Source organism: Aliarcobacter skirrowii CCUG 10374, from assembly GCF_003544835.1.
GTDB lineage: Bacteria > Campylobacterota > Campylobacteria > Campylobacterales > Arcobacteraceae > Aliarcobacter > Aliarcobacter skirrowii.
In genome coordinates this window covers 948,849-961,096 of record NZ_CP032099.1, presented here as the reverse complement: position 1 = coordinate 961,096, position 12,248 = coordinate 948,849, and the positions used below count along the sequence as shown (strand labels likewise).

Here is a 12,248-nt window from a genome sequence, read left to right as displayed (position 1 = left end):
TTAATTCTCAATAGCAATTTTTAGATATTTTTCAAGCTCTTCTTTTTTAACTTTTCCTACAAATTTATGTACAAACTTACCACTTTTTGAGAATAAAAACATCTCAGGAACTCTTCTTACATTTAAATTGTCTGCAAGTTTTTGATTATCACCTTCAACTGTAATTGGATAGTTAATTCCATGCTCTTTTATAAAAGCTTTTAGATTTTGTGAAGATATATCATCTTGAAACAAAACAGATACAATTTGCATATCATCTTTGTATCTATTTTGTATATCATGAAGATCTGGAAGTGACTCTATACAAGGTGGACACCAAGTTGCAAAGATATCAATAATAACAGCTTTTTTATCTTTAAATTGATCAAAATCAATTCCAACTTCTGTACTTGTAAAAGTTATAAGTTGTTCATCTGTTGAGATTAGTGTAAATGATTCTGGCTCAAATTTTGGAACCTCTTCATTTATTTTTGTTTTTGAAACAGCATTTGAGCTAATAGATGAACTACTATCACAAGCTACAAACAACAGTGAGAAAACAGCTAAAATAACAAATAATAATTTTTTCATTTATACTCCATTTTTGAAAACTCTTCTAATATAGTTTTAATTTCATGCTTTTCAAAAAATATATTTCTTGAAAGCTCATCATTTACCTTTTTTAAAAACTCTATTTTTTGACTAATTTGTAAATCTTTATCATCTTTATTCTCTTCTAAAATTTTTAAAAGAGAGATTTTATATCGATTTATAACATCTAATTTACTTTGTGTCTTTTTTATCACATTTTTATTTGTAAAATAGATAAAAAGTACAATCAAAATAATAGTTAAAATAGTTAATAACAAATAATCCATTATTTATATATCTCTTTTTCAACTAAATCAAAAAGAGCTTTTTGAGATAGTTCTTGAAGTTGCTTTCCATTTACAAAAATTGTTGGAGTTCCTCTTACACCTAAAGCATTTGCATCTTCTCTATCTTGTTTAATTATCTCATCAATTTTAGGATTTTTCATATCCTCTTTTAATTTTTCAATATCAAGATCAGAGATCTCTTTTAAAAATTGCCATAAAAGTTCAGGTTTATCAACACTTGCATAGTGAGATGCCCATAAAGAGTGTTTTTCAAACATCATATCAAGAACCTCTTCATATTTTCCTTGAACTCTAGCAGCCTCAAGTATTTGGATTGTAAATCTTGAGTTTTTATGATTATCTAAATATTTTACAACTATTTGAATATCACCATAATACTCTTTATACAATCTTTTAACCACAGTTGAATAAATAGCACAAGATTCACACTCTGGATCTAAAAACTCAACAACACTTATGTTTTTTGAGTTGTCTCCCATTTTATAAGAGTAATCTCTCACAAGTAACTCATTTATATTCTCAACAGCAATATTTTGTGTAGATTTTGAATCATTTTTATAAAAAAATGAAAAACCAACAAAAAAAGCTATTACAGCAACTAAAGTGCTTAAAACCAATTTTTTGTTTTGCATATATCTCTATCCTCTTAAAAAATTTTTAGAACTCTAACTTACAAAAGATAACAAACGATTAAGAAACTCTCTTTTTATAAGCTATTAAAGCTATAAAAATTGTTAAAAAAGCTATAAAAGATAGAGATGGAATTGTTATAAATCCAAACCAATTTAAATAATCAACACTGCAAGGAACACCTTGAACACAAGGAGATAGAGTCTCTGGAATTATCTTTAAAATTAACAAATTGTGATAAATAGATATTCCTAATCCAACAATAACCAATGGTAAGCTATATTTTAAAACACTCTTATCTGGATACAAAAGATTAGCTAAAAATATAAAAACAAGTGGATACATAAAAATTCTTTGATACCAACACAAACTACAAGGCACAAAATTCATAACTTCTGAGAAAAATAAGCTTCCTAATGTAGCTATCAATGAAGTTAAAAAAGCGATAAAAATATAGTTCAAATTTAATCCTTTAAAAAATTATTAAGATTTATTGTAACTAATTCTTGATAAAATCAGAGCTTTATTTTAAGGAGCTTTTTTGAGATACATTTTTTTTGCACTAAGTTTAACTGGACTATTCTTACTATTTTATTGGCTTACAAGTAGCAATTATATAAAACTAAACGACAACTCATTTGACAAAATACAATCTGTTTCATACTCCCCTTTTAAAGGTTTCAATAGAGAACTTCTTAGTGATGAGGATATAAAAAGAGATATTGATATTTTAAAAAATTACACATATAAGATTAGAACTTATGGAACTAAAGAGGCACAAAAAATTCTTGAAGCAATAGAAGGAACTAATCTAAAGATAGATTTAGGACTTTGGTTAGGAGAGAATAAAGAGGATAATAATATAGAGATTATAACTGCAAGTAATCTTTTAGAGAACTATTCAGATAAAATTGATTCTGTTATTGTTGGAAATGAGGTTTTATTAAGAAAAGAGTTGGAGCCTATTGAACTTTTTACTTATGTAAATTTAATAAAAGAGCTTACTTCAAAACCTGTTACTATTGCAGAGACTTGGGATATTTGGGAAAAAAACCCTGAACTTGCTTCAAATGTTGATTTTATTATGATTCATATTTTGCCATATTGGGAAAAAATTCCAATTAAAAAATATAATAGCTTTGTAGAGGAGAAATACTCTTTAATCAAAAAACTATTTCCAGATAAAAAAATAACTATTGGAGAGACTGGTTGGCCAAGCCTTGGTTACAACAACAATAGTGCAATTCCAAGTGTAAAAAATCAAGCAAGAGCTATTAGAGGATTTTTAAATTTAGCTAAAAAAAATGGATACACATATAATATAATTGAAGCATTTGACCAACCTTGGAAAGGTTATGATGAGGGAAATGTTGGTCAATATTGGGGATTATTTAATACAAACAGAGAAGCAAAATTTACTCTTTATGGAGATTTTGAAGCAAATAAATATTTTGATTACCAAATAGCTACTGCAATATTTTTAGGAATAATATTGAGTTTTTTAGGACTTAGAAATCAAAAAAGAAATTTAAGTCATATTTTTGCATATACAATAACATCTTTTGGTATGGCATTTGGTATTGTTTTGGCAATTTTTTATCCACTTTTAAACTATATGAATTTTGGAATGTGGGTTATGTGGGCAATGGGAAGTTTACTTATGATTCCTTTGGTAATTATTACTTTAGCAAAAGCAAATGAGCTTTTTAGAAGCTCTATTGGAGTTGCTCCAACTAGACTTATTCCTCTTGATTTAAAATCAAAAAATATACCACTTGTTTCAATTCATGTTCCAGCATACAAAGAGGAGCCTCATGTTTTAGCTGAAACTTTAGAGAGTTTATCAAAACTTACTTATCCAAATTTTGAGGTTTTGGTTATTATAAATAATACACCTGAAGAGTATTACAAAGAGCCAATAAAAGAGCTTTGTGAGAAACTTGGAGATAAGTTTAAGTATTTGGATATTACTTGTACAGGATTTAAAGCAGGAGCATTAAATAAAGCACTTGAATATACAGATAAAAATGCAGAAATCGTTGCTGTTATTGATGCTGATTACAAAGTAAAATCAAATTGGCTTATGGATTTAATCCCACTTTTTGATGATCCAAAAGTTGCAATTGTTCAAGCTCCTCAAGATCATAGAGATGGTAATGAATCTATTATAAAAGAGGCTATGAATGCAGAGTATGCAGGTTTCTTTGATATTGGAATGGTTGATAGAAATGAAGAGAATGCAATAGTTGTTCACGGAACAATGGTAATGGTAAGACTTAGTTCCATGATGGAAGTTGGTGGTTGGGGAACTGATACTATTGTTGAAGATAGTGAGTTAGGACTTAGACTTTTTGAAGCTGGTTATAGTGCTCACTATACAAATAGAAGATATGGATATGGTTTGCTTCCTGATAGTGTTGAAGCATTTAAAACTCAAAGGCATAGATGGGCTTATGGAGCAATTCAAATTCTTAAAAAACACTACAAAGAGTTTAAACCAAGCTCTAAAAAATTAACTCCTAATCAAAAAAATAAGTTTATAACTGGTTGGTTTTTTTGGTTAAGTGATGCATTGGGTCCTGTAATGGCTGTTATGAATATTATTTGGGTTCCAGTTATTATTTTTGTTGGTGTTACAATTCCTACAATTCCACTTACAATTCCAATTATTACAGCATTTTTGGTAAATGTTTTGCATACTTTTATTCTTTATAGATCAAAAGTAAAAGCAAGTTTTAAACAGATAGTTTTAAGCTCAATTGCATCTATGAGTTTACAGTTAATAATATTTAAAGCTGTCTTTGATGGATTCATAAAAGATGGTCTTCCTTTTAAAAGAACCCAAAAAGGTGGAAAAGCCAAAAAAGGCTCAAGTCCAATTAAATATGAGATGATTTTTGCAATTTTACTTTTAACTGCTTTTGTCTCTTTAATATACACAAACAAAAGTGGAATAATAGAGATTTATGTATTTGCAACTACTATTTTTATTCAAGCAATCCCTTATATTAGTGCAATTATTATGAGAATATTGGAGTTGTACTCTTTAAAAAATCAAAAAGTTTAAGAGCTTTTTAGCTCTTTTGCTCTTGTTTAGTTCTTGAATAGGTAATTGCATCTTCTACAAGTAACTTTCCAACCTCTTCGTGGATATGAACAAATTTTTTGATATTTAAATCTCTTAATAATCTTTTTTCATCCATAGACTCATAACTTATAATAATATTTGCTTCAGGATAAAATTTGAGTATCTCATCACAAATTAAAATCTTATTTTTTATATCAGTATTTGTTAAAACAATACTTGAACTTTTTTCAACTTTTAAAGCCTCTAAAATTGAAGATTTTTGCAAATCCCCAAGATATGCTCTATAACCCATTCTTAATGCAAATTGAATATGTCTAAAGTCATTTGAAACTATAATAAAAGGCACATCTTTTTCACTTAAATCTCTTGCAACAACTCTTCCTAAAATAGAGAATCCACAAACTATAATATGATTTTCTTCATCAACTTTAATATCATCAACTCTTAAATTTTTTGCAAACAGAGTTGATATTTGAGATATTTTATTTAGTAAAAATGGTGTTAATATTATTGAAATAATTGAAACCAACATTAAAAAACTAGCTGTATTTTCATCTATTATATTTTTGTTTGAAGCTAAAGTCAAAATAACAAAAGAGAACTCACCAATTTGACAAAGAGCAATAGCTGTTTTAATAGATGTATCTGCATCTGAGTTTCTTCTAATAATTAGATATACAACTAAAGCTTTTATAATCATAACTAAAAGAAAAATTCCTAAAACTATATGAATATTCTCTAAAAAATATACAATATCTATTTTTGTTCCAACAGCAAAGAAAAATGTTCCTAATAACAGATCTTTAAAATTTGATATATCTGATTCAACTTTTATATTAAATTTTGTATCAGCAATAATAACTCCAGCCAAAAAAGCTCCAAGTGAGTATGTAAAACCTAAATATTCTGCAAGTAAAGAAGCACCTACAACTATTGATAAAACTGCTCCTATAAATATCTCATCAATTCTACTATCTGATGCAAATTTTAAAAGCCAAGTTATAAGATGCTTTCCTACAAAAAACATTAAAACTGTTATTATAAGTGCAGATATTACAGTTTTTAAAAGAACCTCTTGAATAGACAAATTGTCATTTGTTAAAAATGATATTAAAAGTAATATTGGAATAACTGCTAAATCTTGAAAAATTAAAATAGCAGTTGATTTTTCTCCATAAGGTGTATAGATATCTTTTGAGGATTTTAAATATGGTAAAACAATTGCAGTTGAAGATAAAGAGAAAGCCAAAGATACAATTAAAGCTATCTCAATTGATAACTCAAAAATAAAATAAGCTATTATGTAAATTAATATAGTGCTTATTACAACTTGCAAAAATCCATTTATCAAAAGAATATCTTTCATTCTTTTAATTTTACTAAGACTCATCTCAAGACCTATTGTAAACATTAAAAATACAATTCCAAACTCACCAATAGTCTCTAAATTTTTAACATCAACTCCATTAAAATGGAAAGCATAGCCTATAATAACACCTGTTACAATATAACCAATAATATGAGAGATCCCAAATCTTTTAAAAATAATATTTAAAGTAGTTGCTATAAAAATAGTAAAGAAAAGGGTAATTAAAAAATGTTCCATAATGTCACTTAAATTTTTGAGATTTTATTTATTAAAAAATAGAAGATATTAATATCTTCTATTTTTATATAAGAAGTCTATTTTTGAACAAACTCTTTAATTCTATTTATTCCATCTTCTAAAGCTTTCATACTTGTAGCAAAAGATAATCTAGCATAACCTTCCATTCCAAATGCAAGTCCTGGAACCAAAGCCACACCTTTACTTTCAAGTAAATCAGAACAAAATTTCATAGAGTCATTTGAGAACTCTTTAATATTTATAAATAGATAAAAAGCGCCATCAGGATCATAACAAGATAGATTTTTTATACTATTAATAGCTTTAACTGCAAAATCTTTTCTCTTTTCAAACTCTACTCTCATCATCTCAATATCTTTGTCAGCTTCACCTAAAAGTGCAGGAATTGCTGCATATTGAGTAATTGAGTTTATATTTGAAGTAGCTTGTCCTTGAAGTTTTGTAATAGCTTTTGCAACTTTTACATCAGGAACAGCTAAATACCCAAATCTCCATCCAGTCATAGCAACTGATTTACTAAGTCCATTTACAGTTATAGTTCTATTATATAAATCTTCACTAACCTCTGCAGTTGCAGTGAATTTTTTACCTTTATAACTTAGCTTTTCATACATTTCATCAGAAATAACAATAATATCACTACCTTTTAAAACTTCTCCAAGAGCCAATAATTCATCTTTTGAGTAGATTGCTCCTGTTGGATTTGATGGAGAGTTTAGCATTAAAATTTTTGTTTTTTTAGTAATTGCTTTTTTTAATTGCTCTGGTGTAATTTTAAATTCAGTTGATTCATCTGTTTCGATAAATACAGGAACTCCACCACTATAAACAACAAGTTCTGGATAAGTAACCCAATATGGACTTGGAATTATAACTTCATCACCATCATCAATTAATGCTTGTGCTAAATTAAATAAAGAGTGTTTTGCACCATTACTTACAACGATTTTATCAATACTATAATCTAAATTATGATCTCTTTTTAGCTTAGAAGCAATAGCTTGTTTTAGCTCTTTTATTCCTTCAACTGCTGTATATTTCGTCTTACCATCATTGATAGCTTTAATTGCGGCATTTTTTACAATTGCTGGAGTATCAAAATCTGGTTCTCCTGCACTAAAACTTAATATATCTTTTCCTTGTGCTTTTAATTCATTTGCCAAAGCTGTAATTGCCAAAGTAACAGAAGGAGCTAACTTATCCATTCTACTTGCTATTTTCACGATAGTATCCTTAAAATTTATCTCATTATAGATATACTATAAATTTGCGAATATTATCAAAATTTACTTAAAGGCTCTCTTTGAATTTTAAAATAGAACTAAACAATTTATTAGTTGATGTAGAACTACAAAACAAAAAAAATATAAAACATTGCTATTTAAGAGTTTTAAGCAATAATTTAATTCAAATTAGAGCAAATAGATATTTTACAATTTTAGATGCAAAAGATTTAATATATAGAAAAAAAGATTGGCTAATTGAAAATATTCAAAAACAAAATAGTAAAAAATTAAAAGAAAATGAGTTTTTATATTTTGGAGAAAAAAAATTATTAAGTGATTTTCAAATAAAAGATTTAGATAAATTTTATAAAGAAGAGATTCAAAAAATTATTCCTTCTTTAGTTGAAAAGTATTCAAATTTAATGCAACTATATCCAACAAAAATATCATATAGAAAAAATAGAAGAACTTGGGGTTCTTGCAACTTTAAAAATGAATTAAATTTTAATATTTTATTGGCAAAGTACCCTATTTTTATAATTGAATATATTGTAATTCACGAATTAGCACATATTCAACACAAAAATCACTCAAAAGATTTCTACTTTTTAGTAGAGAAATTCTCTCCAAATTATAAAAAAATAGAGAAGTTTTTTAAGACTCTTTTATAATTGATCTTATCTCTTCAAATTTTTTATAAATATTTTCACTCTTTGCCCTATTTTCAAAGATTGCATAACTTTTTTCTTTATATTTTGGGCTATTTTGTTCAAAATTTTGCTCTTTTTTTTCAACTACATTTGATACAAAAAAAGAGAAATTTGTAATATTTTCAAAATTTACCATCTTTAAAAGAGCTTTTAAAGTTGCTTTATTGTGCTCAAATTCCACTTTGTAAAGTTGATGAGTTAGTACAAAATGCATAGTTTGATTCTTAACATATACAAATTTTATGCCACTTTTTAATTTTAAAGGTAGTATATTTACAAATCTTTTTATATCTAAAAAGGTATTTACTTTATTAAAGTTAGGATCAAGTGCAATATGACTAAGAATTTGATTAATATTTTTCATGGCTTAATTATAGCTAGTTTTTTATTTAGTTTAAGTGGTTGTGGCTATAAAGCAGACCCTAGATATTCAGCTCCTGCTGAAAAAACTCAAAACCAATGATTTATGATTATATAATTGTTGGTTCTGGAGTTGCTGGTTTAAATGCTGCTAGACTTTTACCAAAAGATAAAAAGGTCTTAATTCTTGCAAAAATGCTTCCTTGGAACTCAAATACATTTTGGGCACAAGGTGGAATTGCAGCAGCAAAAAACGAAGATGATGTAGAGCTTCATATAAAAGATACTTTAGAAGCTGGTGCTTTTTATAATAACTATGAGGCTGTAAAAACTCTAAGTGAAAACTCTTTATTAGTAATTGATGAACTTATTAAAAGTGGAATGCAGTTTGATAAAGATAAAGATGGAAATCTGTGTTATACAAAAGAGGCTGCTCATAGTACAAATAGAATTTTGCACTCAAATGGTGATGCAACAGGTAGAGAACTTCATCTTTTTTTATTAAAACATATCTCATCACAACTAATCTCTGAATCTACTGTTTGTGATATTTTGCTTCAAGATGGTGTTTGTTATGGAGTTTCATTTTTTACAAAAGATGGTGTTCAAAAAACAGTTTATGCTCACAATACAATTTTAGCAAGTGGCGGATTTGGTTCTATTTATAAATATCACACAAACTCAACTGCTGATAGTGGAGAGATACAAGGACTTGCTGTCTTAAAAAATCTTAAATTAAAAGATATGCAATTTACTCAATTTCATCCAACAGTTTTAAAAGGTACAACTTTTGCAAGAAAACCTTTATTATCTGAAGCTTTAAGAGGAGAAGGAGCATTTATAGTAGATGAGAACAATAGAAGATTTTTGTTTGATTATCACAAAGATGCAGAATTAGCTCCAAGAGATGTAGTTAGTAGATCTATTTATGATTATCATAAAAAAACGAAACAACAAATTTATTTAAGCTTTGAAAATTTTGAGAAAAAAGCATTTAAACAAAGATTTCCAAATATATATGCAAATTTAAAAGATTTGGGATATGAACTACCTTTTGAAAAAGTTCCAATTAGCCCAGCTTTTCACTACTCAATGGGTGGAATAGAGGTTGATTTAAATGCAAAAGTTTTAAACTGTAAAAATCTTTATGCAGTTGGAGAGGTATCTTGTTTTGGACTTCATGGAGCAAATAGATTAGCATCAAACTCTTTATTAGAAGGTTTAGTCTTCTCAAAAATTGCAGTTAAAACATCATTAAAAGATGATTTTAAAATAGATTTAAAAAATTACACACAAAAAGAGATTTTATACACAAAAACAAAACCAATTGATAAAAATATAAAAGACTCTTTAAGAAGAATAATGTGGGATAGTGCTGGAATTATTAGAGAGAAATCTGAGTTAAAAAAAGCTTTAGAAAAAGTTGATGAGTATTTAAAAGAGGATATTGGAAGAATGCTTCATCTTAGACTTCTTTGTGCCAAAGAGGTCTTAAGTCAAGCTTTAAATATGGAAAAATCATTAGGTGCTCATTTTATAAAAGAAGATTAAATAGAGTTTAGGTAAAATAATGGCTTTAAAAAAATAAAGTACAAAAAGAAAGGCTGAATATAGATGAAACATGTACCAATAGTAGTATTAGATTTTGGTAGCCAATACACACAAATTATTGCTAGAAAATTAAGAGAAAACGGAGTTTACTCTGAAATAGTTCCTTACAATGAGGCAATAGAAGATATTATGGCAAGAACGCCAAAAGGATTAATTCTTTCAGGAGGACCAGCTTCTGTATATGCAGCTGATGCTTATCATCCTGATTCAACAATATTTGATTTAGGACTTCCAATTTTAGGAATTTGCTACGGTATGCAACTTATCACTCAATATTTTGGTGGAAGTGTTGTAAGAGCAAATAGTCAAGAGTATGGAAAAGCAAAATTAGAATTAATTGGTGAAAATCCAATATTTACAGATACTCCAAATGAGCAAATTGTTTGGATGAGCCATGGAGATAAAGTTGAATCAATTCCAACTGGATTTGAAAAAATTGCAATTAGTGAAAACTCTCCATTTGCAGCAATTGCTGACACAAATAGAAATATTTATGCATTCCAATTCCATCCTGAAGTTTATCACTCAGAATGTGGTAGTAAACTACTTAAAAACTTTGCAAAATATATTTGTGGTTGTGAAAGCACTTGGAATATGGGAAGTTTTGCAAAAGAGCAAATTGCTAAAATAAAAGCTCAAGTTGGAAATAAAAAAGTTCTTTGTGCTGTAAGTGGTGGAGTTGATAGCTCTGTTGTGGCGACTCTTCTATTTGAAGCAATTGGAAATCAAGTAATTCCTGTATTTGTTGATAATGGACTTTTAAGAGCAAACGAAAGAGAACAAGTTGAAACTATATTTAAAGGTCGAGGTATTGATTTAATAACTGTTGATGCAAGTGAGCAATTTTTAACAAAACTTGCAGGTGTGACTGACCCTGAAACAAAAAGAAAAATTATTGGTGAAACATTTATTGAAGTATTTGATAAAGAGGCAAAAAAACACCAAGGCGTTGAATTCTTAGCTCAAGGAACTTTATATACAGATGTTATTGAATCTGTTTCAGTTAAAGGTCCTTCAAAAACTATAAAATCGCACCACAATGTTGGTGGACTTCCTGATTGGATGAAATTTGAACTTGTTGAGCCTTTAAGAGAAATCTTTAAAGATGAAGTAAGAGAGCTTGGACTTGAGCTTGGGCTTCCTAAAATGATGATAAATAGACACCCATTCCCTGGACCTGGACTTGCTATTAGAGTTATGGGAGATGTAAATAAACCTGACTTAGATTTATTAAGAAAGGCAGATGTTATCTTACTAGATGTTCTACACTCAACTGGATACTATGAAAAAACTTGGCAAGCATTTACAGTTTTATTAAATGTAAAATCTGTTGGTGTTATGGGTGATAATAGAACTTATGACAACACTGTTTGTGTAAGAATTGTTGATGCAACAGATGGTATGACTGCAACATTCTCTCATATTCCTCACGAAATTTTAGAGACAATTAGTAGAAGAATTATAAATGAAGTACATGGAATAAACAGAGTAGTTTATGATATTTCATCAAAACCTCCAGCAACTATCGAGTGGGAATAAAAATAGAGATGTATCTTTTTGCTTGATACTTCATCGTTTTAAAAAAATTAGCTTCGGTCGTTTACAAAAGTAAACTTCCTTGCTAATTTTTTAACTCTTTGTCTGAAACAAAAATCTAAATCTCTATTTGAAATGAAAATATAAATACACCTTTGCCAAACTTTGGTAAAATCTACATCAAACTTTATATAAATTAAACTATAATTAAAACTTTTATTTTCTAAAATGGAGAAACTTTAAATGGCTAATAATTGGAATATTCCTTTAAATCTAGAAAAAGAGATTAGAGAACGAGATAAAGTTTGTATTTATTGTGGTGTAAATTTTACTTCAGCCAAAATATCTAAAAAAACAGCTGCAAGCTGGGAACATATAATTAATGATGCAAAAATTATAACTAGAAAAAATATTGCTTTATGTTGTTGTAGTTGCAATGCCAGTAAAGAACAAAAACAACTTTCAATTTGGCTCCAATCCAAATATTGTAAAGAAAAAAATATTAATTTTGAAACTGTAGCTCAAGTTATAAAAAATGCTATCAAAAATGGAGAATAAAAATAAGTATTTTATTGCCTCTAT

The 12,248-nt window shown here is 27.8% G+C and carries 12 protein-coding genes; 5 read left to right on the top strand and 7 right to left on the bottom strand.

From position 1 onward, the window contains the following. From ASKIR_RS05045 to ASKIR_RS05030, 4 genes are read right to left on the bottom strand one after another with little or no spacing between them, the layout of a single operon-like run. Positions 1 to 570: a TlpA family protein disulfide reductase gene (locus tag ASKIR_RS05045; protein ID WP_066161081.1), complete on the bottom strand. Its 570-nt coding sequence runs from the start codon at positions 568 to 570 to the stop codon at positions 1 to 3. Further along, entirely contained in the window at positions 567 to 857 is a 291-nt protein-coding gene (locus ASKIR_RS05040; protein ID WP_066161084.1) for a hypothetical protein, read from the bottom strand. Before ASKIR_RS05040 ends, ASKIR_RS05045 begins: the two co-directional genes overlap by 4 nt. Further along, complete coding sequence (locus ASKIR_RS05035; RefSeq protein ID WP_066161090.1) at positions 857 to 1,510, bottom strand: DsbA family protein; 654 nt, start codon at positions 1,508 to 1,510, stop codon at positions 857 to 859. Before ASKIR_RS05035 ends, ASKIR_RS05040 begins: the two co-directional genes overlap by 1 nt. 58 nt (positions 1,511 to 1,568) lie before the next feature. Then, positions 1,569 to 1,970, bottom strand: coding sequence for a disulfide oxidoreductase (locus ASKIR_RS05030; RefSeq protein ID WP_066408663.1), 402 nt, complete (start codon positions 1,968 to 1,970; stop codon positions 1,569 to 1,571). A 79-nt stretch (positions 1,971 to 2,049) separates the two neighbouring features. On the opposite strand from ASKIR_RS05030, the gene ASKIR_RS05025 reads away from it, so the two are divergent. Then, positions 2,050 to 4,575, top strand: a complete 2,526-nt coding sequence (locus ASKIR_RS05025) for a glycosyltransferase family 2 protein (RefSeq protein WP_066408660.1) — start codon at positions 2,050 to 2,052, stop codon at positions 4,573 to 4,575. Between the two features lie 7 nt (positions 4,576 to 4,582). Here ASKIR_RS05025 and ASKIR_RS05020 read toward each other — a convergent pair whose 3' ends face one another. Then, a complete protein-coding gene (locus ASKIR_RS05020; RefSeq protein ID WP_066408658.1) occupies positions 4,583 to 6,202 on the bottom strand; it encodes a cation:proton antiporter in 1,620 nt (539 codons plus the stop codon). Between the two features lie 77 nt (positions 6,203 to 6,279). Further along, entirely contained in the window at positions 6,280 to 7,446 is a 1,167-nt protein-coding gene (locus tag ASKIR_RS05015) for a pyridoxal phosphate-dependent aminotransferase (protein WP_125296529.1), read from the bottom strand. Positions 7,447 to 7,526: 80 nt separating this feature from the next. Here ASKIR_RS05015 and ASKIR_RS05010 point away from each other — a divergent pair, with 80 nt between their 5' ends. Further along, a complete protein-coding gene (locus tag ASKIR_RS05010) occupies positions 7,527 to 8,120 on the top strand; it encodes a M48 family metallopeptidase (RefSeq protein WP_066161104.1) in 594 nt (197 codons plus the stop codon). Here ASKIR_RS05010 and ASKIR_RS05005 read toward each other — a convergent pair. Next, positions 8,104 to 8,523, bottom strand: coding sequence for a hypothetical protein (locus ASKIR_RS05005; protein WP_066161105.1), 420 nt, complete (start codon positions 8,521 to 8,523; stop codon positions 8,104 to 8,106). The genes ASKIR_RS05010 and ASKIR_RS05005 overlap by 17 nt on opposite strands. Positions 8,524 to 8,618: 95 nt before the next feature. Here ASKIR_RS05005 and nadB point away from each other — a divergent pair, with 95 nt between their 5' ends. The 3 genes from nadB (at position 8,619) to ASKIR_RS04990 (ending at position 12,224) form a co-directional block, all read left to right on the top strand. Beyond that, positions 8,619 to 10,070, top strand: coding sequence for an L-aspartate oxidase (gene nadB / locus ASKIR_RS05000; RefSeq protein ID WP_118868764.1), 1,452 nt, complete (start codon positions 8,619 to 8,621; stop codon positions 10,068 to 10,070). A gap of 63 nt (positions 10,071 to 10,133) precedes the next feature. Then, a complete protein-coding gene (gene guaA, locus ASKIR_RS04995; protein ID WP_066161112.1) occupies positions 10,134 to 11,669 on the top strand; it encodes a glutamine-hydrolyzing GMP synthase in 1,536 nt (511 codons plus the stop codon). A 240-nt stretch (positions 11,670 to 11,909) separates the two neighbouring features. After that, a complete protein-coding gene (locus ASKIR_RS04990) occupies positions 11,910 to 12,224 on the top strand; it encodes an HNH endonuclease (protein WP_115588638.1) in 315 nt (104 codons plus the stop codon). Positions 12,225 to 12,248 lie beyond the last annotated feature (24 nt).

Bases quoted from the DNA above. Each gene is read 5' to 3' on its own strand.
- ASKIR_RS05035 (WP_066161090.1), bottom strand. From the start codon at position 1,510: ATGCAAAACAAAAAATTGGTTTTAAGCACTTTAGTTGCTGTAATAGCT.
- ASKIR_RS05045 (WP_066161081.1), bottom strand. From the start codon at position 570: ATGAAAAAATTATTATTTGTTATTTTAGCTGTTTTCTCACTGTTGTTT.
- ASKIR_RS05005 (WP_066161105.1), bottom strand. From the start codon at position 8,523: ATGAAAAATATTAATCAAATTCTTAGTCATATTGCACTTGATCCTAAC.
- ASKIR_RS04990 (WP_115588638.1), top strand. From the start codon at position 11,910: ATGGCTAATAATTGGAATATTCCTTTAAATCTAGAAAAAGAGATTAGA.
- nadB (WP_118868764.1), top strand. From the start codon at position 8,619: ATGATTTATGATTATATAATTGTTGGTTCTGGAGTTGCTGGTTTAAAT.
- guaA (WP_066161112.1), top strand. From the start codon at position 10,134: ATGAAACATGTACCAATAGTAGTATTAGATTTTGGTAGCCAATACACA.
- ASKIR_RS05020 (WP_066408658.1), bottom strand. From the start codon at position 6,202: ATGGAACATTTTTTAATTACCCTTTTCTTTACTATTTTTATAGCAACT.
- ASKIR_RS05040 (WP_066161084.1), bottom strand. From the start codon at position 857: ATGGATTATTTGTTATTAACTATTTTAACTATTATTTTGATTGTACTT.